This is a genomic window from Collinsella sp. AM43-1 (assembly GCF_003467925.1).
In the GTDB taxonomy this organism is placed as follows: Bacteria; Actinomycetota; Coriobacteriia; order Coriobacteriales; family Coriobacteriaceae; genus Collinsella.
Map to the genome: position 1 here is coordinate 309 of NZ_QSFR01000020.1, position 24149 is coordinate 24457.

At 56.8% G+C, this 24149-nt stretch carries 18 protein-coding genes and 1 tRNA gene; 13 read left to right on the forward strand and 6 right to left on the reverse strand.

The annotated features are described in order from the left end of the window. Positions 1-582: 582 nt before the first annotated feature. The 4 genes from DW925_RS08685 to DW925_RS08700 all read right to left on the reverse strand — a co-directional run bounded on the left by DW925_RS08685 (position 583) and on the right by DW925_RS08700 (position 5332). Positions 583-657 (reverse strand) — tRNA-Gln (locus DW925_RS08685). 38 nt (positions 658-695) lie between these two features. Beyond that, positions 696-1601 carry a peptidoglycan-binding protein gene (locus DW925_RS08690; protein WP_199408914.1) on the reverse strand — a complete coding sequence of 302 codons (906 nt, stop codon included), beginning with the start codon at positions 1599-1601 and terminating at the stop codon, positions 696-698. 139 nt (positions 1602-1740) lie between these two features. After that, positions 1741-2754: a polyprenyl synthetase family protein gene (locus DW925_RS08695; protein ID WP_117640837.1), complete on the reverse strand. Its 1014-nt coding sequence runs from the start codon at positions 2752-2754 to the stop codon at positions 1741-1743. 127 nt (positions 2755-2881) lie between these two features. After that, a complete protein-coding gene (locus DW925_RS08700; RefSeq protein ID WP_158549382.1) occupies positions 2882-5332 on the reverse strand; it encodes a PTS transporter subunit EIIC in 2451 nt (816 codons plus the stop codon). Positions 5333-5559: 227 nt separating this feature from the next. Between DW925_RS08700 and DW925_RS08705 the strand changes: the two genes are divergently transcribed. The 5 genes from DW925_RS08705 (at position 5560) to DW925_RS08725 (ending at position 10951) form a co-directional block, all read left to right on the forward strand. Then, positions 5560-6279 carry a GntR family transcriptional regulator gene (locus tag DW925_RS08705; protein WP_055252172.1) on the forward strand — a complete coding sequence of 240 codons (720 nt, stop codon included), beginning with the start codon at positions 5560-5562 and terminating at the stop codon, positions 6277-6279. Positions 6280-6585: 306 nt separating this feature from the next. Then, positions 6586-7902 carry an ABC transporter substrate-binding protein gene (locus DW925_RS08710; protein WP_055252173.1) on the forward strand — a complete coding sequence of 439 codons (1317 nt, stop codon included), beginning with the start codon at positions 6586-6588 and terminating at the stop codon, positions 7900-7902. Between the two features lie 87 nt (positions 7903-7989). Beyond that, complete coding sequence (locus DW925_RS08715; RefSeq protein WP_117716994.1) at positions 7990-8844, forward strand: carbohydrate ABC transporter permease; 855 nt, start codon at positions 7990-7992, stop codon at positions 8842-8844. Further along, positions 8844-9683, forward strand: coding sequence for a carbohydrate ABC transporter permease (locus DW925_RS08720; protein ID WP_089573621.1), 840 nt, complete (start codon positions 8844-8846; stop codon positions 9681-9683). The genes DW925_RS08715 and DW925_RS08720 overlap by 1 nt, the downstream gene beginning before the upstream one ends. Before the next feature lie 68 nt (positions 9684-9751). After that, on the forward strand, positions 9752-10951 hold the full coding sequence (locus DW925_RS08725) for an ABC transporter ATP-binding protein (protein WP_117640835.1): 1200 nt from the start codon (positions 9752-9754) through the stop codon (positions 10949-10951). A gap of 609 nt (positions 10952-11560) precedes the next feature. Here the strand turns inward: DW925_RS08725 and glgP are convergent. Continuing rightward, positions 11561-13828 carry a glycogen/starch/alpha-glucan family phosphorylase gene (glgP, locus tag DW925_RS08730; protein ID WP_117790812.1) on the reverse strand — a complete coding sequence of 756 codons (2268 nt, stop codon included), beginning with the start codon at positions 13826-13828 and terminating at the stop codon, positions 11561-11563. A gap of 128 nt (positions 13829-13956) precedes the next feature. Next, entirely contained in the window at positions 13957-15534 is a 1578-nt protein-coding gene (gene malQ / locus DW925_RS08735) for a 4-alpha-glucanotransferase (RefSeq protein ID WP_255413150.1), read from the reverse strand. Between the two features lie 291 nt (positions 15535-15825). Here malQ and DW925_RS10375 point away from each other — a divergent pair, with 291 nt between their 5' ends. From DW925_RS10375 to DW925_RS08775, 8 genes are all read left to right on the forward strand, one after another. Beyond that, positions 15826-16419: an ATP-binding protein gene (locus DW925_RS10375; protein WP_084591805.1), complete on the forward strand. Its 594-nt coding sequence runs from the start codon at positions 15826-15828 to the stop codon at positions 16417-16419. A 327-nt stretch (positions 16420-16746) separates the two neighbouring features. Continuing rightward, positions 16747-17283 carry a hypothetical protein gene (locus tag DW925_RS08745; protein WP_035137761.1) on the forward strand — a complete coding sequence of 179 codons (537 nt, stop codon included), beginning with the start codon at positions 16747-16749 and terminating at the stop codon, positions 17281-17283. An 8-nt stretch (positions 17284-17291) separates the two neighbouring features. Beyond that, a complete protein-coding gene (locus tag DW925_RS08750) occupies positions 17292-17621 on the forward strand; it encodes a helix-turn-helix transcriptional regulator (RefSeq protein ID WP_052044110.1) in 330 nt (109 codons plus the stop codon). A 535-nt stretch (positions 17622-18156) separates the two neighbouring features. After that, the gene (locus tag DW925_RS08755) at positions 18157-19077 is read left to right on the forward strand and encodes an ABC transporter ATP-binding protein (protein ID WP_035137759.1); all 921 of its coding nucleotides are present in this window, start codon (positions 18157-18159) and stop codon (positions 19075-19077) included. Further along, the gene (locus tag DW925_RS08760) at positions 19077-19895 is read left to right on the forward strand and encodes a hypothetical protein (RefSeq protein ID WP_117564851.1); all 819 of its coding nucleotides are present in this window, start codon (positions 19077-19079) and stop codon (positions 19893-19895) included. The genes DW925_RS08755 and DW925_RS08760 overlap by 1 nt, the downstream gene beginning before the upstream one ends. Continuing rightward, positions 19892-20680, forward strand: coding sequence for a hypothetical protein (locus DW925_RS08765; RefSeq protein ID WP_035137757.1), 789 nt, complete (start codon positions 19892-19894; stop codon positions 20678-20680). The genes DW925_RS08760 and DW925_RS08765 overlap by 4 nt, the downstream gene beginning before the upstream one ends. 66 nt (positions 20681-20746) lie before the next feature. Next, a complete protein-coding gene (locus DW925_RS08770; protein WP_117638255.1) occupies positions 20747-22045 on the forward strand; it encodes a radical SAM protein in 1299 nt (432 codons plus the stop codon). Next, positions 22029-23663 (forward strand): ABC transporter ATP-binding protein, encoded by a 1635-nt coding sequence (locus DW925_RS08775; RefSeq protein ID WP_084591801.1) that lies wholly within the window; start codon positions 22029-22031, stop codon positions 23661-23663. Before DW925_RS08770 ends, DW925_RS08775 begins: the two co-directional genes overlap by 17 nt. Positions 23664-24149 lie beyond the last annotated feature (486 nt).

The window sequence follows — 24149 nt, forward strand, 5'->3', positions numbered from 1 at the left end:
AGTAATTTTGACCACATTTAAGGTGATTTGACGTGTCGATCGAGCAGATAAGCTGCCGTATCTCCTCAAGTGTTCATTAAAGGAAGACCTTGATGCGAATAAATCTCATTAAGATCTTCTTTTATTAACGAAAATAATGTAGCTACAACGGTGACAGTACTCATATTTGCCGTTTTTTGGCCACAGTCCTTCGGAGGGTCCTCGAAAATAGTCCCGAGCCGGCACTTGGGGACGTTCCTATAATGCCGGCACTTAGGAGCGTCCCCAAGTGCCGACACCGCGTCTGCCTGCGGCGGCCGCGCCCCGCTGCATCGCTCCGCACCCTTGCGGGTTCGAATCCCTCCGCTTGGCGGCGTTGGCTCGATTTGCTTGACGTGAGGGGCTCTTGGCTGGTGTGGGACGGAGGGATTCCGCGTCCGCCTGGTCGGCGGCCGCGCCCCGCTGCGTCGCTTCGCTCCTTGCGTGCTGCGCTGGAAAACGCTTCGCGTTTCCTCAGCTCCGCACCCTTGCGGGTTCGAATTCCTCCGCTTGCCCACAAGAAAGCGCCCTGGGCCGTTATGGGCTTAGGGCGCTCAGTTTTAATGGCTGGGACGGAGGGATTCGAACCCCCAACAGCCGGCACCAAAAACCGGAGTTCTACCGTTGAACTACGTCCCAATGTGTGGTGTTGCCCAAAAGCAACTCGTCTAGTTTACCTAATCTGCGAGGGCATCGCAAACGCCGTCGAGTAGGCGTACGGCGAGGGTCTGCGCGTCGCTGGCCGTAAAGGTGCCGTTGTAACGCGTCATGCCGGTGAGCTCGATGCGAATTCGTGCCGGCTTTTGCTGTGCGGCGACATTGGCGGTACGGATGCGCTGGGCCAGGTTGTGGCACTCGGCGAGGGCGATCGTGGCGCGCGGGGCGGCGTCTGCAGGCAACTCGTCGCTTGCGATCTCGAGCACCAGGTCGACATCGGTCGGAACCTCGGAATCGCAAAGCATCATGCCGCTGCTGTCGGTCGTCGCCGTGGCGATGTTCCACATGCGCGATGCTACGCTGCGCGCGATAGGGTCCTCGCCGATGACGGCAATCTGGAAACGCTCGAGCACGTTGGCGGCGCGCGCAAAACCGATGCGAGACTCGGCTTCGGTGACCGAGGGCTTGCCCTCCCACACATGGTGCAGGCGGTTGATGTAGGCGTAGGTGTCCTGGAAGGCCATGCCGTCGGCAAACAGGCCGACATTTTCCTGGAACTGCTGCAGGGCGGCCTCGGTATGCGGACCAAAGTAGCCGTCGTCTTCGCCACAGGCAAAGCCCAAAACGTTGAGAGCGCGCTGCAGGGCCTTGACGTCGGCGCCGTGAAAATTGGGCATGCGAAGGTAGAGCGTGCGGTCGCCCAGCTTATACGAGGCGTCGACCAGGGCGCTCCAACAGGGGATATCGACGGCATGACCGGCAGCAAGGCCGCTGTCGAGCCTGAAGGTGCTGACGGCCTGCTCGGTGGTGGTGTCAAAGCGCTTGTCGGCGACCTCGTCGGCATCGATGGTGTAACCGAGCTGCAGAAGGCGGGACTGAACATCCTCGACGGCTGCTCCCTGCATGCCCGTGGTAATAGGTTCCATGAACGAACCCCTTTCGGCGTACGATTCGTACTATTTTGAGCGCGTGTCGGATAGACAACGCGAGACAATGCATAAACATGCACTCAACAGTGTAGCAACTTGTACCCAAACGCGCTGCCCACAGGTTTTGTGACCCCCGCTAGTTGAGGCGCTCCACAAAGAAATCTGCCATGGAGAGGAACAGTTCGCGTGCGTGCGGGTCAAGCTCAACGTTCTCGATGGCAGCCTTGGCTTTTGCGGTCAGGTCCAGTGCGTAGGCGTGAGCATATTCGATGGAGCCGGTCTGCTGGAAGATCTCCACGGCGCGCGCGAGCTGCGCGGGGTCCTCGGTGCCCGAGGAAAGGATTGCCTCGACCTCGTCGTGATGGCGCTCATCAGACAGGGCGTGCACGGCAACGAGCGTGCGTTTGCCCTCGGTGATGTCGGTGCGGAAGTCCTTGTTGGCGGCCTCTTTGGTGCCGACCAAGTTGAGCAGGTCGTCCTGAATCTGAAAGGCAAGGCCGGTGTGCAGGCCAAAGGCGCGTAGCGCCTCGACCTGCTCTTCGCTGCCGCCGCCGATAATGGCTCCGGCGGCAAGCGGCGTGGCTCCGCTGTAATACGCGGTCTTGTGCGTCGCCATGTCCAGGTAGTCATCAACCGAGATATCAAAGCGCTCGTCACGGACCCAACCCAGGTCAAGCGCTTGACCCTCGATGGTGCGGACGATCATCTCGGTAAGCTCGTGGAGCACACGCAGCTTCACGTCGGACTCGAGCGTGGGATCGTCGAGAACCGTCTTGGTGACCATGGTGAGCGCCAGGTCGCCACAATTGATGGCAAGGCCCGTGCCCTCGGTAAGGTGCATGCAGGGCTTGCCGCGACGAATCTGCCCGTTGTCGGCGATGTCGTCGTGGATGAGTGCGCCCGACTGAAAGTGCTCGATGGCCGCCGCGGCGCTGCGGGCGCTCTCAAAGCTACCGCCCACTGCGGTTGCGGCGAGCATGCAGATGAGCGGGCGGTGGCGCTTGCCAGCGTTTGCCGTAAATGCCGAGAGCGGGGTATACAGGTAACGCTCGATATCGGCGGAAGTCGCCTGTCCGTCAAAGAACGTGGCCAGATAGTCGTTAATCTGGTCAAAGTGCTGGGCTAAAAAGCTGGTAAACGGACTGGACACGGGTTCTCGCATTCTTTGATAGGTTGCATCGTTGCATTATGCAGACAACATATTGCCACATTAGGGCGTCGAGCGCGGCGGTTGAAGACGATTGGTCCATGCGGCCGCAAGTGCGGTAGGGGCTTGGCTAGATAAGCCCAAAGTGTTCGAGCGCGGTGACGACGCCGTCGTGGTCGATGCTGTCGGTGACATAGTCGGCCTTTTCCTTGAGGAAGTCCGGTGCGTTGCCCATGGCGATGCCAACGTCGACGGCGTTCATCAGCGAGACGTCATTGCTGGCGTCGCCGATGCCGTATACGGTTCCGTGGTGGGGATCGAGGGCGTCGAGTACGGACTGGATACCCTCGCGCTTGGTACATTCGCGAGGCGAAATCTCGGTCACTTCGAGCTCGAGCTCGTTAAAGCAGAGCAGCGGCTCAAACGCTTGATCCTGAGCGATGCGGTTGGCAAGCGACGTGGACATTAAGATCTTGTAGGCGCTGTAATGTTGCAGCTGCGTAATTGCATCGCCCACGGTGCGGGCGTATCCTGGGGCGTCGGGCGCATCGGCACTCATGCGAACGACGCCATTGAGTCCCTCAAAACGAATCACTTCGTCCGATTGCTCAAGAATGGGAGCAAGGCGCTGCAGCATGCCGGGCGTCATCGCCAAATCGCGAATCACGTGTCCCTCAAGTTCGACATAGCCACCCGCGAGGCAGACGATGCCGGTCCAGGGCAGCTCGAGCAGCTTTGGATGGATGCAGCTCAGCGTGCGCCCTGTGCAGATAAACGCCATATTGCCCTTGGCGACAAAATCACGGATGGCTTGCGAGACCGCTTCATTGGGATAGGGGGAGAGGTCTCGCTCGCTCTCGGGAAGCTCTTGTGCCACTCGAGGGTCTTGCCAGGCGAGTGTTCCGTCGATATCGAAGAAGCAGATATCGCCGCGCTTATGGGCTGCGCTGGCGGCAGGGGAGGCCGAGGTGGTGGACACAAATCCCGGCTCGAGGCCCATGATCTGGTCAAAATGCTCTTTAACGCGGGGAACGGAGATGCCAATAATCACCTGGGCGGTCTTGCCCGTAATGATGAGGCCCTTGGCGCCCACCGCGACAAACGACGCATTATCTGCAACGATGGAAGGGTCTGCGACCTCGACGCGCAGGCGCGTGGCGCAGTTGGTTGCGCCCACGATATTGCCAACGCCACCTAAAAGCTGAATTACCCGCTCAGCGAGGACGTGATCTTGATCGGATTGAATACTGACCTCGCCATTGGGAGATTGCTCTTTGGCAAAGCCGCTTCCCGTTAAACGATCGATTGCCGCGCGATTGGAGACATGATCCTCGCGGCCCGGCGTCTTAAGGTCATAGACCAAGATGAGTGCTCGAAAACTAACAAAAAAGATGAGGCTAAAGGCAAGACCGATACCGAGCGCCAAAAGGTAGGAGCCGGCATGCATTCGCATGAGTGGGATGAAGTTGAAGGCCGTCATTTCCATGAGACCGCCCGAGAAGATGCCGACGATGCCAAAGAAGTTCATGGTCATGGCAAGGCAGGAGGATAGGACGGCGTAGAGCAAAAAGAGTCCAGGATAGGTGAACATAAAGAGAAACTCGAGCGGCTCGGTGACACCGCAGACCACCGAGGCGACGATGGCGGGCAAAAGGATGACCTTAAGGCTGGCGCGGCGTTCGGGTTTGGCGGTGAAATAGAATGCTGCCGCGATGGCGGGAAGGCCAAAGAGCTTGCCCCAGCCGGTGGCGGTAAAACCTGCCCAGGGCGCAAGTTCATTTAAAGGGCGCGTGCTATGGGAGAGAATGGGGAGTAGGTTGGTCCACGTGGCGTAAATACCGTCGTGAATGACCAGATTGTCGTAATAGATGGGCATATAGAGCAGGTGGTGCAGCCCCATGGGCTCGAGTGCTCGCTCCAAAAACACAAAGATGCCCACGCCGAAGGGGCCGACGCCCGCAAGTGCGTGGCGCAGCGTTTCGGTCGCGGCGTATGCGAAGGGCACGATGGCGGCCGAGATGGCGGCAAGGGCAAACACGGCAAAAAAGCTGATGAGGTAGACCAGCGAGGAACCCGAGAAGGTGCCGAGCCAATCGGGAACCTTGGCATCGTAGAAGCGGTCATGGATGGCGACGACGGTTGCCGATACCGCCAGCGGGCCGATAATGCCGGTGTCGAGCGTCTTGATGCCGTCGATGACGGTGATACCGCTGGCGGGGGTCAAAGATGATGGGTACTTAAGCCCAAGGTTGTCTCCGCTCAGCTTAATGATCTCGCTCAAAAAGAAGCAATAGGCAAAATAGGCCACGAGTGCCTCGAGGCAGCAGCGTGCCGGTTGCTTTTGGGCAAGACCGATAGGCAGCGCTACGGCAAAAAGGAGTGGAAGGCGCTTAAAGACCGTCCACGAGCCGCGCTGGATGATGGTCCAGAAAACGTACCAAGGGGTTCCGTATACGGCGAGGTCGCCGACGATGTCTACGGTCGTGGCGAGGGCGGAGATGCCGACCATGAGGCCTGATATAGAAAACAGCATGGCGGGCGCGAACATTGCCCCGCCAAAGCGTTGGATTTTTTGCAGCATATTCTGCCTCTCGACCATAAGCCCGCCGTGTCTGCGGTGGAACGTTTAAACAATGAGTTAATTGTAGGGGAGTGAGCGTTCGCCGCATTGTTGGTTTTGATTCGAATCGATTGGAGCATCACGGGCGCCGTTGACAGTTAATAATCGGTGCTTTGCCGATAGACGGTTTAAACAACCCAAAGAAATGCTATCGTGCCTAGCCATACATATTCATTAGAGGTGAAATCATGCCAAAAGCGATTTACGAAGGAATCTACCGCGAGATCCGTTCGCGCATCATCAACGGGACCTATGCGTTTCAGGAGATGCTGCCAACCGAAGCCGAGCTGACCGCGGAGTTTGGCTGCACGCGCAATACCGTTCGACGCGCCTTGAGCATGCTGGCCGACCAGATGTTTGTGCAGCCTATACACGGTAAGGGCGTGCGCGTTATTTGGCTTAAGGGCGAAACCGACATGCTGGGCGCACTCGAAGAGGTTGAGTCGTTTGGCGAGTTCGCAAAACGCAACAATGCCGTCGCATCGACCGAGGTCAAGTCTTTTGAACATTTGATTTGCACTGAGCAACTCTCTCGTCGCCTGGGCTTTAAGGTGGGCGAGGAGCTGATTCGCGTAGTGCGTGTCCGAAGCCTCAACGGCAGCGCGCGCCAAGTGGACCATGGCTACTTTTTGGCGTCGATCGCCAAGGGCCTGACCCCCGAGATCGCGGCGGATTCTATCTACGGCTATCTGGAGCACAAGCGCGGCGTCAAAGTGATGGCGAGCCGTCGTACGGTGAGTGTCGAGCTCGCCAACGATGAGGACTGCAGCTACTTGGACCTTGGCAAGTACAACTGCGTCGCCGTTATGGAGAGCCAGTCGTACACCTCGGACGGCATCTTGTTCGAGGTCACGCATGCCCGCACGCATCCCGAGATCTTCCACTACCGCGTCAACTCCAAGCGATAGCCGGCTAGCTCGCAGCCTGACGAGACTCATGCCCTCAAAGCGAAAACGCCCGGTCAAACCGACGATGCATCGGCTTGATCGGGCGTTTTCTCTGCATTCGATAATAAATAATTGTTTATACAAAACTTGTCAAGTATCAAGTTGAAATTACCGTTCACCGAAGTTTTTCTACCGCTCTAGTAATACTTGTTCAAACAACTAGCCAAATAGCGTATTGTACAAGTCAGCAAAAGGGGCAAAGTCCCCGAGCCAATCTCCGAAGGCGGCGGCAAAGGGTGCCGCCACGGTGTGAAAGGGTGGATTGTAATGAAGAACGAAATGAGCAGAAGGCAGTTCCTGGGCTTTGCTGGTTCCGCGGCTGCGGTTCTTGGTCTGGGCCTCGTGGGCTGCGGTGGTTCTGCCGGCTCTGGCTCCTCTGCTTCCGGTGACGCTGCCGAGGTCTACTTCCTCCAGTTCAAGCCCGAGGTCGACAAGGAGTGGAAGGAGATCGCCAAGGCGTACAAGAAGGAGAAGGGCGTCGAGGTCAAGATCGTGACCGCCGCCTCCAACACCTACGAGGAGAAGCTCAAGTCCGAGATGTCCAAGAGCTCCGCTCCGACGCTGTTCCAGGTCAACGGCCCCACCGGCCTTAAGAACTGGAAGGACTACTGCGCCGATCTTTCCGACACCAAGCTCCGCGGCGAGCTCATCGACGACTCCCTGGCGCTGCAGTCCGACGGCAAGGATCTGGGTATCGACTGGGTTCAGGAGAGCTACGGCATCATCTACAACAAGGAGCTCCTCGAGAAGGCCGGCTACAAGGCCGAGGACATCAACTCCTTCGACAAGCTGAAGGCTTGCGCCGATGACATCCAGGCCCGCAAGGACGAGCTCGGCGTTGACGGTGCCTTCACTTCCGCCGGCATGGATGACTCCTCCAGCTGGCGCTACACCACCCACCTCGCCAACCTCCCGCTCTACTACGAGTTCGAGAAGGAGCACAACCAGGAGGACGACGAGATCAAGGGCGAGTATCTCGACAACTTTAAGCAGATCTTCGACCTGTACATCACCGACTCCACCTGCGATCCTTCGCAGCTCGCCTCCAAGACCGGTGACGACGCCACCAACGAGTTCGCAACCGGCAAGGCCGTCTTCTACCAGAACGGCTCTTGGGCCTACGCCGACCTCACCAAGGCCGGTATGACCGACGACCAGCTCGGCATGCTGCCGATCTACATCGGCGTCGACGGCGAGGAGAACCAGGGCCTGTGCTCCGGCGGCGAGAACTACTGGTGCGTCAGCTCCCAGGCTTCCGAGGATGCCCAGAAGGCCACCGAGGACTTCATGTATTGGTGCGTCACTTCTGACACCGCCACCAGCATCATCGCTGACAAGATGGGCCTGACCGCCCCGTTCAAGAGCGCTAAGGAGACCACCAACGTCTTCTCTCAGCAGGCCGTTGCTATGGCCAAGGACGGCAAGAAGACCGTTGCTTGGGACTTCGTTTACATCCCCTCCGAGGAGTGGAAGAAGAACCTCAAGCAGGCTCTCATCGCTTATGCTGCCGACAACACCAAGTGGGACGGCGTCAAGAACGCCTTCGTCGATGGCTGGAAGACCGAGAAGGCTGCTTCCGAGTAAGCAGTTGCTGCCCAAGCTATCTGATTAGCGACAGGGGGCGGGCAGACGTAGGTTTGCCCGCCCCCTGCATATTGAAAGGACCCTTCTATGGGCAAAGCACTCAAGCGCTGGTGGCCGCTCTTTATGCTGCCCACGTGCCTGGCGTTTATGATCGGGTTCGTGATTCCCTTTATCCAGGGTTTCTATCTCTCGTTCTGCCAGTTTATTACCATCAATAACGCGCACTTTGTCGGTATCGAGAACTACGTGCGCGCACTGACCGACCCGCAGTTCTCCACGTCGTTCTTCTTTACCGTGGCGTTTGCCTTCCTGTCGACGGTGCTCATCAACGTGATCGCGCTGGCCATTGCGCAGGCGCTCACTCGCAAGGCGCTCAAGGGCACCAACATCTTCCGTACGATTTTCTTTATGCCTAACCTGATTGGCGGCATCGTGCTGGGCTACATTTGGCAGATTCTGATCAACTGCCTGCTCTCCAACGTGGGCGCCCAGCTCATCGCCCTTAACTCTGCTGCTGGCTTCTGGGGCCTTATCATCCTGACCCTGTGGCAGCAGGTCGGCTACATGATGATCATCTACATCGCCGGTCTGCAGTCCATTCCGTCTGATTACATCGAGGCCGCCAAGGTCGACGGCGCTACGGCATGGCAGGCGTTTTGGAAGGTTAAGATCCCCAACCTGATGCCGACCATCACCATCTGCCTGTTCCTGTCCATCACCAACGGCTTTAAGCTGTTCGACCAGAACCTCGCCCTTACCGGTGGTGCCCCGGCGCACTCCACCGAGATGCTCGCCCTGAACATCTACAACACGTTCTATTCGCGTGCTGGCATCGCATGGCAGGGCATCGGTCAGGCCAAGGCAGTTATCTTCTGCATCCTGGTTGTCGCTATTTCTATGATCCAGCTTAAGGCCACGAGGTCCAAGGAGGTGCAGCAGTAATGAAACGCGATAAGGCTATTAACCGCGCGCTCTCGATCTTCTTTACGATTCTGTCGCTCGCGTGGATCTACCCTGTGTTCATGATTGCGCTCAATTCCTTTAAGAAGGGGACCGCAATCAGCACCACCACGGCGTTCGATCTGCTCACGCCCGAGACGTTCAACGGCCTCGCAAACTACGTACACGCTCTTAACGAGCAGGGCTTTGCCTCGGCGTTTATGTACTCGCTCATCATCACAGTCACGTCGGTCGTGCTGATTCTGGTGTGCTGCTCCATGTGCGCTTGGTACGTGGTTCGTGTCAACAACAAGATCTCGAACTTCTTCTATTACCTGTTCGTGTTCTCGATGGTCGTACCGTTCCAGATGCTGATGTTCACGCTGTCCAATTTGGCGGACCGCATCGGCTTTAATACGCCGTTCAACATCTGCTTTATCTATCTGGGCTTTGGCGCGGGCCTGGCGGTCTTTATGTTCGCCGGCTTTGTAAAGAACATCCCGCTCGAGATCGAGGAGGCGGCCATGATTGACGGCTGCAACCCGGTTCAGGTGTTCTTTAAGATCGTTCTCCCCATCATGAAGCCCACCTATCTTTCGGTCGGCATCCTCGAGACCATGTGGGTCTGGAACGACTACCTGCTGCCCTACCTTACGCTCGACTCCACCAAGTACAAGACCATTCCTATTTTGATCCAGTACTTCCGCGGCGGCTATGGCCACGTCGAGCTCGGCCCCATGATGGCCTGCATCATGATGGTCGTTGTCCCCATCGTCATCATGTACATCTTCTGCCAGAAGTACATCATCGACGGTGTGGTGGCAGGTGCCGTCAAGGGCTGATGCCGTAACTGTTTTGCAAGTTTGGGCGGCGCCCCTCAGCGCGGCGCCGCGTATCGAAAGGTAGAGACATGGCCGAGATCGTTCTCAAACATGTTCAGAAGGTGTATCCCAACAACGAGTCAAAAAAGAAGGGCTTCTTTGGCAAAAAGAAGAAGACCGAGGAGAAGAAGCACAACCTCAAGGTTACCGAGGACGGTGTGCTCGCTGTAGAGGACTTCAACCTCACCGTTCACGACCAGGAGTTCATCGTCCTCGTTGGCCCCTCTGGCTGCGGTAAGTCCACGACGATGCGCATGGTCGCCGGCCTGGAGGACATCACCTCCGGCGACGTGCTCATCGACGGCAAGCGCGTCAACGACGTGGCGCCCAAGGACCGCGACATCGCCATGGTGTTCCAGAGCTACGCTCTGTACCCCAATATGACGGTGTACGAGAACATGGCATTTACGCTCGAGCTCAAGAAGGTCCCCAAGGACGAGATCGACCGCAAGGTTCGCTCTGCTGCCGAGATCCTGGGCATTACCGAGTATCTCGACCGTAAGCCTAAGGCGCTTTCGGGTGGCCAGCGCCAGCGCGTCGCCATCGGCCGCGCCATCGTGCGTGACCCCAAGGTCTTCCTGATGGACGAGCCGCTGTCCAACCTGGATGCCAAGCTTCGTAACCAGATGCGCGCCGAGCTCATTAAGCTGCGTCACGAGATCAAGGGCACCTTCATCTACGTTACCCACGACCAGACCGAGGCTATGACCCTCGGCGACCGCATCGTGGTCATGAAGGACGGCGTCGTCCAGCAGATCGCCACGCCGCAGGAGGTCTTCAACCATCCCGCGAACATCTTCGTCGCCGGCTTCATCGGCGTGCCGCAGATGAACTTCTTCGATGCCCAGCTGGTGCGCTCGGGCAACGGCTTTACTGTCAAGACCGAGGATATGAACGTGGCGCTCGCCCCGGAGACTTGCGCTCAGCTTGCCCTCAACTGGGACGGCGGCGACGTGAAGGAGATTACGGCCGGCGTGCGCCCCGAGCAGATCCTGCTTGCCGACAAGGGCGAGGAGGGTGCGCTCCAGGGCACCGTCGAGGTGACCGAGCTCATGGGCTCGACCGAGCATGTCCATGTGACCGCTCCCGACGGCCAGTTTGTCCTGATTATCCCCGTCGTCGACCTCGAGGCCAAGGGCGCGCTCAAGGCTGGCGACCCCATCTGGTTCAAGTTCGAGAAGAACGCGACTCATCTCTTCGATAAGGTGTCTGGCAAGAACCTTATCTAGGCCCGGTGCATCCAGGCCCTCCCTTTGGGCGACTGCGGCTTTGCCATCCTTTTGCCGCGGTCACATATAAGGCTCCCCTCCCGTCCACTGGGCGAGAGGGGAGCCTTTCTTTGTGCTGGGGTTGTCTGTCGGTTTGTCTTGATCTGTAACAGGTGGAGAGTCAAATTAGGTTCAGGCGTTACAGAACGAGATAGTGCCGAGCTGCCCATCCTTCCGTCTAAATCTGTAACACGAGGGGCTGATTTCGGCAGCCATCTGTTACAGATTGAGATTGTATTGGCTGGCTCGTCCGTTTATCTTGATCTGTAACAGGTGAGGCCGATTTCAGTGGTTATCTGTTACAGAATGAGACAATTCATCGCGGCAAATCCGTTTGTCTTGATCTGTAACATTTAGAAGGTCAATTAAGGTCTACCTGTTACAGATTGAGATACTCCGGCAGAGCAGCCCTGTCCGTCTCGATCTATAACAGGTAGACTCAATTTTGCCGGCTAGATGTTACAGGCCGAGATTTTTGGTCGAGGCAGGCCATGGGCCGGCGTATGGGCACAAAAAACGGAGCCGCGTTGCCGTGGCTCCGTTTTCAAGAGGATGGGCGATGAAACCGAATTAGCTCAGGTGCCAGATCTCGTCGTTGTACTGGGAGATCGTACGGTCGGACGAGAAGGTGCCGGCGTTGGCGATATTGATGAGCGCCTTGCGCATCCAGGCGTCCTGGTCCTCGTAGTCGGCCAGCACGCGCTCCTTGGTCTGGATGTACTCCTCAATGTCGAGCAGGGCCATAAACCAGTCCTTGCCCTTAATGTCGTCGTGCAGGCGCTGCAGGCGCTCGGCGTTGCCGGTTGCCATAAAGGCCGGGTTGGTGATGAAGTCCACCAGCAGTTTAATGCCGGGCTTGCGGTAGAGCGCACCGGCGTTGTAGGTGCCGTCGGCGTAGAGCTGCTCGACCTGTTTGGACGAGGCACCAAAGGTATAGATGTTCTCGTCGCCCACGAGCTCGGCAATCTCCACGTTGGCACCGTCGAGCGTGCACAGGGTTAGGGCGCCGTTGAGCATGAACTTCATGTTGGAGGTGCCGCTCGCCTCCTTGGAGGCCAGGCTGATCTGCTCGGAGATGTCAGCGGCGGGGATCACGCGCTCGGCGGCGGTGACGTTGTAGTTCTCGATCATGACAACCTGCAGGTAGGGAGCCACGTCGGGGTCGTTTGCAATCCACTGCGACAGCGTCAGGATCAGATGGATGATGTCCTGCGCGATAGTGTAGGCAGGCGCCGCCTTGCCGCCAAAGATGATGGTGACAGGGTGCTTAGGCCTGTTGCCGTTCTTGATATCGAAGTACTTCCAGATGATGTAGAGCGCGAGCATCTGCTGACGCTTGTACTCGTGGATGCGCTTGACCTGGACGTCGATGATGGCGTTGGAGGGAATGGTCACGCCCTGCTCGAGCGCCATGAACTGGCGCATGATGGCCTTGGCCTCGACCTTGGTGGCGGCCAGGCGCTCAAGAACGTCCTTGTCGTCGGCGAACTTGGCGAGTTTGCTCAGATCGCCGGTGCTGCGCCAGTCGGTGCCGATTACATCGTCGAGCAGGCTGGCGAGCGCGGGGTTGGCTCCATGGATCCAACGGCGGAAGGTGATGCCGTTGGTCTTGTTGGAGAACTTCTCGGGATAGATCTCGTAGAATGGATGAAGCTCGGTGTCCTCCAAGATCTTGGTGTGGAGGGCGGCTACGCCATTGATGGAGAAGCCAAAGTGGATGTCCATGTGGGCCATGTGGACGGTGTCGTATTCGTCGATGACGGCGACGCGCGGGTCATCGTGCTCGGCCTTCGCGATCTCATCGAGCTTGACGATAATGTCGGCGATGGCAGGGGAGACCTTCTGCAGGCTGACGAGCGGCCACTTCTCGAGCGCCTCGGCAAGAATCGTGTGGTTAGTGTAGGCGACCATGGAGCGTACGATGGTCACGGCCTCGTCAAACTCGATGTCGTGCTCGGTGGTGAGCAGGCGAATGAGCTCGGGAATGACCATGGTGGGGTGCGTGTCATTGATCTGGACTACGGCGTAGTCGGCCAGGTCGTGCAAGTTGCTGCCGCGCTCGATGGCCTCGTCGATCAGGAGCTGGGCGGCGTTGCTCACCATGAAGTATTCCTGGTAGATGCGAAGCAGGCGGCCCTGCTCGTCGGAATCATCCGGATAGAGGAACAAGGTGAGGTTCTTGGCGATCTCGGTCTTGTCGAAGTCGATGGAGCTGCCGGGGACCAGGCCGTCGTCGACACTTGCCAGGTCGAACAGGCGTAGGCGGTTCTTGGTGGGCTGGCCATAACCGGGTACATCGATGTTGACGAGCTTGGAAGTAACGGCAAAATCACCGAACTCGACGGTGTAGGAGCGGTCGTCGTCGACTAGGATGTCCTGCTCACCGAGCCACTCGTCGGGGACGGCCTTCTGCTGGTTGTCGACAAAGCGCTGGCGGAACAGGCCGTAATGGTAGTTGAGGCCCACGCCATCGCCGGTCAAGCCCAGCGTGGCGATGGAATCCAGGAAGCATGCGGCCAGACGGCCCAGGCCGCCGTTGCCGAGCGACGGTTCGACCTCGAACTCCTCGATCTTGTTGAGGTCGTGGCCCGCGGCGGTGAGCTGGTCCTTAACCTCGTCATAGATGCCAAGGTCGATCATATTGTTGATGAGCAGCTTGCCGATCAAAAACTCGGCAGAGATGTAGTAGAGCTTTTTCTTGCCGTTGTTGAGAGGACAGGCGGCAGAGCGCTCCTGCACGAGCTTGGCCAGCAGCTTATAAATACGACGGTCATCGAGCTGCTCGAGCGAGGTGCCAAAGGACTGCTCGGCAAGATCCGCAAGATTGATACGGGGCATGTTTCCTCCTGTGATGGGTTGATTACATGTCAGAAATTCAAAAGAAGCCCGCGCGAGGGATTGGAGTGGCCTCGCGCGGGGAAAACGGACGCGTCCGCACGATGGGGTGGGGTCGGGCGCGGTGGCTCCTATTGGGGAAGCTCAATTTCGTCTTCCGACGGGATGCGGAAGTAGGTCTCGGTCCAGCCGGTGAGCTTGTGCTCGAGCTCGCGGGTGATGGCGCCATCGAGCATGCGCCAGGTCCAGTTGCCGCCCATGGTGGCGGGAGTGTTGATGCGCGCCTCGTTGCCCAGGTTGAGCAGGTCCTGCATGGTGTAGATGCAGGTATCGCTTACGCTGGCGGCGATGGCGCGGTTGAGTGCATCGGCCATGGGCTCGCCTGCCTGCTGGTGGGTGTACAGGGCCGCCTGCTCGCGCTGACGCGGGGTGGCCGTTCCCTCAAACCAACCGCGCGCCGTCTCGTTGTCGTGTGTGCCCACATAGGCGACGGTGTTGGCAATGTAGTTGTGCGGCAGGTAGTACGAGTTGGTGCCCTCAAAGGCGAACTGCAAGATCTTCATGCCGGGGAAGCCCGAGTTGTCGCGCATGTCGATGACGCCGGGGGTGAGGAAGCCCAGGTCTTCGGCGATGATGGGCAGCGTGCCGAGCTTTTCCTCGAGCGTCTTGAAGAACTTGAGGCCGGGGCCCTGCGTCCACGAACCGTAGGACGAATCGGGTGAGGAGAACGGCACCTCCCAATAGGCCTCGAAGCCGCGGAAGTGATCCAGGCGGATGACATCGTACATGTCGAGGGCGGCGCGGATACGGCCCTCCCACCAGGAGAAACCGTCGGCTTCCATGGCGTCCCAGTCGTAGATGGGATTGCCCCAGTACTGGCCGGTGGCCGAGAACTGGTCGGGCGGCGTGCCGGCGACACTCACAGGATTACCGGCGGCGTCGATCTTAAAGAGCTCGGGCGTGGCCCACATCTCGACGGAGTCGCGCGAGACATAGATGGGCAGGTCGCCGATGATGAGGATATCGCGCTCGTTGGCATAGGCCTTGAGGCGGCTCCACTGACGATTGAAGAAGTACTGCGTCATCTGGTGGTAGAGCATGCGCGCGGGATGGGCGGCGCAGACCTTGGCAGAAGCCTCGCCGCGGGTACGGAGCTCTGCGGGCCACTCCCAAAAGGCCTTGAGACCGCACTCCTCCTTGACGGTCATGAACTCGCAGTAGGGGATGAGCCAGTCTTCGTTTGCTTGGACAAAGTCGTCGAAGTCGGCCGGCTTGTCGGCGGCAAAGCGCTCGGCGGCGCGGTCGAGAATCTGACGACGGCCACCAAAGATGGCACCATAGTCGACATTGCTGGGGTCGGAGCCCAGGTACACGCCGTCGATATCGCACTGCTCCAGATAGCCGGCCTCGATAAGCTCGGCAAAGTCGATGAAATTGGGGTTGCCCGCACGGGCCGAGAACGACTGATAGGGCGAGTCGCCATAGCTCGTTGTCGTAAGGGGGAGAATCTGCCAGTAATGTTGTTTGCACGAGGCGAGGAAATCGACAAAGTCATAGGCGTTCCAGCCAAAGCCGCCGATACCGTAAGGTCCGGGCAATGACGAAACGGGCATCAGAACGCCGCTTGCACGCTCCATGGATGCACTCACCGTCCTTTTGAATAAGGGGCTGCGCCGTAGATGGATAGACGGCTCGTCCCGAGTTTCCATTGCTATTGTCCCTATTGTAGAACATGTTGTTTAAACATGTATAGAGAGAATGAAAAAGTTGCCGACTTTCGGTGAATGGTAGTGCGCCATAGACGATATGAGTTGAACATTGGGAGCTCCTCCCCTTGCGGCTCTTTTGTGGGTCGGGCGACAATGGTCGTCGTCATTAAAGACCGGCTGCCAGCCAGGTTGCAACAATGCAAGAAGGGTTCACATTCAGTTGGCCGTTGACACAAACAATCGCGCGAAGACCTCGTCTTCTTCGGTAAGTCCAGGCGCGGCAAGACGCGCATGGCAGTCGCCCTCACGATGCGCGCGGTCGCCGCGGACATGTCGGTCAGGTTCTGGCAGACCGCGCAGCTGGTTCTCGAGCTCGGCAACGCGAAGCGCAAGGGAACGCTGTCGAAACTGTTGAACGACGTGTCGCCCGCGAGGCTGCTCGTGCTCGACGAGTTCGTCTACGTCCCCTGCGACGTAGACGGTGCGAGGGTTCTCTACCAGGTCATTTCCGTCCATGTAGTGCTCGTAGGCCGCGGCGTCGTCGGGCTCGTCGAAGGAGAGGGACTCCGTCCAGTCCCAGTAGGCCCCCGTCCAGGCGCCCCTGCGCCTGCCGGCCGGCGTCGTCTCGTCGAAGACGAGGCCGTGGCGCAGCAGGAACTTCGACATCCGCTGCTTGGCGTGTTGCAGGTCGTCGCGCGCGTCCTCGAGGGCGCTCGTCGGGGACCCACACCTCGACGACGTTGCGGCGCGCCAGCATGCGTGCCAGCCACTCGGCGTCGCGGCGGTCGTTCTTGCGGCCGCGGTCGGCCGCGGGCCGGTGCATCTTCGGGACCGCCCCGACGACGCAGCCGAGGCCGAGGGCCCGCAGCGCGCGGCCGCGGTTGATGGTACGACCATTGTCGCCCGACCCACGAGAGAGCTGCAAGGGGAGAGGCCCCAATGTTCAACTCATATCGTCTGTTGTGCCAGAGTCGCTCGGGAAAGCGCGACCGACGCAGCGCGCTGTTTTCCAGTCACATCCAGTTCGGGTTGATTTCAGCATGCGATAAGAAACTGGATTTGAATTTCGACTCGAAAGATGGGCAATGCTGATGAGAAACGCTTGGAGTTCGGGATTGCGCGGCGTGAAGCGACCCTCTTCTTATCGAGTTCGTTACAATGTAGGAAAAACAGTAAGTAAGAAGACCTCTGATTGCTTTAGGAGGAGCTGTGGTGAATAGCGCCCAGAAGATCGATAAGTCCATCCAGAAGATGATGACTCTCGGAAGAAGGCTTGGGATTCTGTTTACGGCGCTGTTTATAGCGGTGTGTTGCTGTTCGGTGGTGGTGGTTATTTCCATTGGGCTTATGGCTGCTCAAGGAAACCTATATGATCCATCAAAGACGGTTTCCGTAGTGGTTCCTTTGATGTATCTTCTGATTTCCGGAGGGGCCACATGGACCCTGCGGGGAATCAGCATGGACATGGCTCATGGCGAATCGCCCTTTACCCTTTCGCATGCTCGAAGAATCTCGATTATCGGGTGGCTGTTTGTTGCAGCGGCAATAGGTGACCTCTTGTTTTCTCCGGGGTTTCTTTCGATAGTGATTGGCCCCTTCGACTTGCTGGGGAACGCCTATTCGATGTTTGAAAACCTGGCCCTGCCCATAGATATTGGTGCTGTGCTGGGGGCCGTTTGCTGCTTCTCGATTTCTGCGATATGGCGCTACGGAGCTCTGCTTCAAGACCAGACCGAGGATTTGGTGTGAGGGGCGGCATGGACTATCTGATTATTGAGCTTGAAAGCTTATTGCTTCGACGCGGAAAGACGAGTACGGATATCATTCGGGCGACCGGGCACACACCGGCAAGTATCTCAAAAATACGAAATGGCAAGGTGAAGGCAATTAGGTTAAAGACATTGCTGGATATTTGCGTAGAGCTTGATTGCCAGCCTGGCGATCTTATTAAGCGCGTCAACGAAAGAGAACTTGAGGAACTGGCGACGCGGCGCGCCCGCAACGCGCTGAGCAGGGCGACCGCGACGGGTGATGACCCGGTCCTGGAGTCAGATCATGTTTACGTGGTCGATCTTAGAGACGACTGAGGCTGGAGAATAAAAAAGTATTGAGCAGGTGCAGCCCGTGAAAACAACGGTTTTCACGGGCTGTTCATTCAACGTCCTGCAGTGGCCTGTATTTCTCGCCGCGTCACTGGGGAACGAGAGAGTCATTTCCTGTGCTGGATGCAGGGGGGTGCTTACCTTGTGTAATATATAAATAAGCTTATATTGAAATATGATACATATCGAATTAGAATAACATTATCAATTCGGTATGCAAGGAAAGGAGGGAGAGATGGATTGGATTAACGAGCCGGAGGAAGGCGTTGCACCCGCGTGCGGCAACTGCTTCTTCTACGCGCACGGCAGCTGCAGCACCAAGTGTTCTTCACAGGAGTGCACTATCCGCTTTTAGCGGATAGTGCACGCCGTACGGCGTGCACAGACTGTTCAAAGATATTTTGGCCAGCAGCGCCTGAGGGGCGATGTGGCATTGCAATATGGGGGGCGAACCGACGTTACCTATAACCCCGCACAATTGCCATGTCGTCCCTTTTTATTGACGGGGAGGATGTCGTCCATGCGGGAAGTCCCAGTTGAATTGCGTGCCATATCCAAGAGATATGGCGGGTTTGAAGCGGTTAAATCAGTCTCGTTCTCTTTAATGGAAGGCGAGCTGTGTGCACTCATTGGGGAGAATGGTGCCGGCAAGAGCACGTTAATTCGATTGATCACGGGGCTTTCGGAGCCATCGTCAGGAACGATCTCGATGTTTGGGCAAACCGGGAGACGTGAAATACGGAGCTGCAGGGAAAGGCTGGGTTATATGCCCGACCTCAATGCTTCGTATCCTAATCTGACCGCGCGAGACAACTTGGTCGTTCGCTGTATTGAGTGGGGGCTTCCCACCGATCGTTCCATCGACGGTGTGTTATCAACCGTCGGTTTGGGGGAGGCCGGCGGGAAGAAAGTGAAGAACTTCTCAATGGGAATGAGGAGGCGTCTCGATCTGGCCATAGCGTTGCTGGGCGATCCGGAGCTGTTGATCCTGGACGAGCCGACAAACGGCCTGGATCCGATGGGGATAGTCGAAGTAAGAAAAATCCTTACGCATCTTAACAAAGATCAAGGTAAAACGATTCTCGTATCCAGCCACAATCTTGAGGAGATGCACAAGCTGGCAACTGATTACCTCTTCATAAGTCATGGTCGCCTCATTCGAAGGATGACCGCACCTCAGCTGGAAAAGTCATGCCGCGGTGGTTTCGTGTTGCATGTGGACGATCTGGAGCGAACGAGATCGGTTCTCGGAGATGAGACCTCACATTCTTTTCTGCCGGACGGCAGCGTCCTTATGCGCTATGAGGAGAAAAAGGAAGGGCGGGGCATTGCAATCGAAGCGCTCTCGACCGCAGGTGTGAGGGTTGCGGAGGCGTATTCTCATAGGAAGAGCCTTGAGGAGTTTTATTCGGAGCTCATCGGTCGAGAGAGCGAGCTGTGATGAAACGCGAGTTCATCTCAGCTTTTCGGAGCGAGGTATGGTTGCTCGCCAGGCACCCGGCGACCGCTCTGATGATTGCGCTTGCGGCTGTGCTGTATGTGGTTGCGGCTGCGACTTCGTCTGAGGTGCTGATCATGGTCGCCGGTGATGACCCGTATACGCTTGGAGGGGCTATAGGTTTTATTGGAAACCTAGTGGATGCAGGGGACGTTTTGGGCTCTGTTGCCCGGACGTCTTTTGCGTCTACAGTGGTCTGGATTCCGGTGACGATTCTCTACGCGGTTTACGCTACGTCGAGAGACTTTGAATCCGTGGCTTACGCCGTATCGAGATCGCGAGGGGTGTCGCAGGCGGCGATTGTGATCACGAAGCTGTTGGTGAACTGCACTCTGGTCGGTGCCGTGTATCTTCTTTCTACGACTGCGCTGTATTTAACCAAGATGGCCCAATGGGACGTTGGGGCCTCGTGCTCAGGGTTTGCCCAATTTGTATCGATTGCGCTGATGATCGCGCTGCTGCTCATTTCGATGTACGCCGCTACCTTCGCCCTGTATTTGCTCACGAGGAGTGTGGTGGCGAGCAGCGTCGTTGCAATAGCGGTTTCGACATTTGTGATGGTGTGGTTCCCAAGTACATACGGAAGCGGTCAGCCCAGCTTGCTGCTCATGCTCTCGCCCGTGTATTACCTGATGAACCTGTGTTCCCTGAGTATGCAGAATGTTGGTGTAATTCAGGTTTTGCTGTATGCGGGCGGCACTGTGCTTGTGTCGGTTGGAGTTGCGCTCGTCTCGCTATTTGTAAGGACGGCGGTTCGATGAATCTTGGGATGTCGGTCAGGGCGGAACTGTTCCGCGCAAGGAGAATGAAACTCGCCGTGATAATAGCGCTGATGTATTTGGGCATCGCGGGGATTTATGTGTTTGCCGGGTCCGGCGCATGGGTCTCCGCAGGGGGAGAGGGCCAGTTCTTTGGCTTTTCCGCCGATCCGGGCTATCTTTTCTCGATAGGGGTTGGGCCAACGGGTATCTCTTCCTGGCTAAGTGTCGTCTCCATGGCGCATACGGTGTTCTTCCCAATCGTCTCTGTTGTTGTGGCGGGGACGCTATTCGGTGATGCGACGAGCGTGTCGGCAAGGGGAGTTTCGATTGCTCGGGGCTTCCGCAGCTGGCAGCTGTTTGCGGCAAAGACATTGGCTTGCGAAGTGTATACGCTGTGCCCCTACATCGTGTTTACTCTCGGTGTCGCTGCGGTCTTTGCCGTGTGCTCCGGAAGCGGTCTAGACAGCCTTACGGTTGGTAATGTGACCTCGGCACTCCTGTCGAATATCGTTATAGACGCCGCTTATACGCTGATGGTTGCGGTTGCATATGAGGTGTTCAGGATCAGATCTCTTGTGTCGGGAGCCTTGCTGGTCGCAACGTTCGCGGGCCTTGTTATCGCGATGAGTTTCCCAACCGTTTTACCCCCGGTTCACATGGCTTATTGGATGAGGGCGTGCGGGGCTGCCGGCGGGACGGTCCTGATGGCTGCATGCGGCCATGCGGTCATCGTGTCGCTCGCATGTCTATTGCTGCTTTCGTGCAGTTTTTATCGAAGAAGGTAGTGCGCTGGCGTATGCGCAGCGTCTGAGGGTCGATATGGATTTGGTTGGAAATGGAGATGGTGCGAAGTGAAACTGTCGCAATTTAATGTGGTGCATGAACATAACGGAAGTCTTCTTATCATGAATGCGCGAACCGGCGGCATCCTGTCGTTAAATCCGGAATACGCGCAGAAATTCAAAAGGATTCAAGAAGGGGACGTTCGGGATGCCGATGATCTTGTCGCGGAGCTGATAAGGGGAGGCATCCTAGTCAATGAGGAGAGGGACGAGCTTGGGGAGATCAGGTTGCAAAGTCGCGCCGCGCGCTTTGCGAATACTGCTCTGTCCCTTACCATTGCGCCAACGATGGCTTGCAACTTTTGCTGTCCCTACTGCTATGAAAAGGGACAGGCGTACACGACGATGGGCGAGGAGGTTTTGACACAGCTCTCCAAGTTCGTGAAAGATTACTATCCTGGTATCGCAAGTCTCTCAGTTGGATGGTACGGCGGCGAGCCTCTGCTCGGAATGAAGATGATCGAACGGATTACGTCGGATCTGAAAGATGTCGTGGGGCCAACGTGTGAATATTCCGCATCGATAGTGACAAATGGCTATCTGCTGACGCCTGATGTTGCAAGGAGGCTCGCGGCATGTGGTGTGACGAGCGCGCAAGTGACTATAGATGGATCGAAGTCGGATCACGATTCGAGAAGGATTCTTCACGACGGAAGCCCTACATACGAACGTATTCTCAAGAACGTCAAAGAGTGTGCCGACATCATCGATATTTCGATAAGGAGCAACGTCGACAAGACCAACATCGAGGCCGCTCAAGAGCTATTGGATTATCTCGAGCTAAATGGCCTGATGAATAAGGTTCACTTCTATTTAGCCCCTGTTGACGATATCAATCAGGTATGTGCGAACGACAGCCACTGCTTTACTGTAAAAGAGTTCTCGTATGAGGAGACTGAGTTTTATAAAAGGGCAATTGCGCGGGGCTTCAAAGTTCAACCTTTTGGTGGGACGAATTTCGGGATATGTTGCGCCGTTGGAATCAACTCGTACGTGGTTGATCCCGTCGGAGATTTGTATAAGTGCTGGGATGACATTGGAATGAAGGAGCGGAGGGTCGGAACTATTTTCGAGCCGCCAATGTTGAGCAAGAACATGATTAACTGGATGGCATATGAGCCGGATGACCCGGAATGCCAAGAGTGCTTTGCTTTTCCCATGTGCATGGGAGGGTGCCCCAACCACGCCTTAAACGGTGAGGGGAAACGTTGCGTTTCCTTCCGGTATGATGCCGAGCAAAAAATGCTGCTCTCCCAGATGATGAATACGGCAAAACGGGGTGCGGGGCAAAATGAGGCTGATGCTTAATCTCTGTAGAAAATATATACTGGGCGGTCGATTCTACGCCTATCTTGTCGTAACAGTTTTGGTCGGGCTGCTTGCGCTTGCGGGTCCCTTTCTTACCGGCATAGTGGTAAACCGATTGGCGATGCCGGCCAGCGCCGATCTTGCCGCCGTTCTCGTTTGTTGCCTTATTTTGGTTGCGGTCCAAGCGGTTCGAGCGGGACTAGTGTATTGCTCAGAGATGCTGTACATCAACCTTCAGTCGCATGCGGGGTTCGGCTTAAATGCGGATACGCTTGAGCACGTGAAGCACCTTCCCCAGGCATTCTTCGAGGGCTTCAACGCGTCGTATTATAACCAGCAAATCAATCACGACGCTAATGACCTTGTCATCTTCGTAATCAACTCGGTTGTGGGGGTTTCAAGCAACGTTATCACCCTTTTGTCCGCCCTGTTTGTTCTCGGTAGCCTGAATATCAAGTTGAGTGTGGTCTGCCTTGTTCTTGCGGCAGCGAGTGCCGCTTTTTATGCGGTTTCACGCGCAAGGCTGTTTGAGAGAAGTTTTGACGTACAAGAGCAGAGCGCGAGGTTTTTTTCCTGTCTACAAGATCAGTTGGAGAAAGTTGATTTCATCCGCAAACATGCTTTGTTCGATAGGTCCCGCGCTGTACTGGTCGAAGCTTTTAATGGGCTCTATCCAACGATGAGAGCAAATCAGGAAGTAGGGTCTAGATTTACCTTTGGCAACGCGTTGGTCGCTTCCGCCGCTCAAGGATGTCTTCTTGCTGTGGGCGCGGTTGAAGTGATGGGCGGGAGACTGTTGCCTGGTTTTCTCGTGACTGCTGTTGGATATTATTCGAACTTAAGCTCAGCGGTACAGTATTTGTTGGGCTGGGGAAGGGATTACCAGACTAATCGCGTATGCTATGAGCGGCTGAAAAGAATTTGGGATGTCCCGGTGGAAGCGAATGGCAAATTGGCGCTTGGTCCGATTGAGGAAATCCGTCTAGAGAACATCAAGCTACGTTATCCAGGGGCGGAAAGGGTCGCGTTAAGCATTGAGGGGCTCGCGTTTTCCAGGGGTCGGCTATATGGAATCTCGGGGCCGAATGGTTCGGGGAAGAGCTCGCTGCTGTCAGTGATATTGGGGCTATATCCAGATGACACAGAAGGGGCCGTTCGCTACAACGGGGTGTCACAGCGTTGCATCGATCGATATGCATTGCGGCGGTGTCGAGTCAGCATTACGGAGCAAGAACCCCCTATCGTTGAGGGGACGATTCTCGATAATCTTACGCTGCTTTCTGATGATTACGAGATGGATAAGCTGAATCGGATGCTTGTCATATTGGGGCTAGACGAAATGGTTGCTTCTGTGGAGAACGGGGCAACGGCGATGCTTGACGGCGGGAAAGGAGGGGTGTCCGGCGGCGAGAAGCAAAAGATTGCAATTGTGAGACAGCTGTTGAAATCGCCGGACGTTATGCTTTTTGATGAACCGACCTCAGCACTTGATGCGAAGAGTCGAGGCGCGCTGATCAAATTGCTTCATGAAATTAAGAGAGACCATATTGTAATCGTTGTCACTCATGACGAGGAGATGCTTGCCGCCTGTGACGAGGTCATTTCGACGGCTGGATGATTATCGGATTGTGGCGTTGAAGACCAAGAAACTTGAAATGGCGTGGGCTCTGGGTAGGTCTCCACGGGTACGCCGTCGGTGCTGTACTCGACCGCCCGGCAAGAAGGTTTTATAGCGTGTTTCCCCAGAGAGGTCCCTTTGTCCGGTAGTGGCGAGGGGAGCCTCTCTTTTGCTCACCTCTTGCGGCGGAGGGGGACACCATGCGCCTATGCAGGACAAACTGCGCGTTCTTGTCGAATGATGGGCTATGTGTAGAGATGATGGTCTCGGGTAGAGGCCGTGTCGCGCTCGGCTGCGATGAGCCAGGCAATTCAATCTTCATCCGGGAGGGCCTTGGCAAGACAAGCAGGGCGAAGACCTTGGCGACGTTCGGGAGCCGTGTGGCGCCCGGCTCCGCGCTCATCCACGACATGGAGCCGGGCGCCACACGGCTCCCGTCAACAATCTGTCACTGAAGAGCCAGCACTACAACGCGAAGCTGCTCAA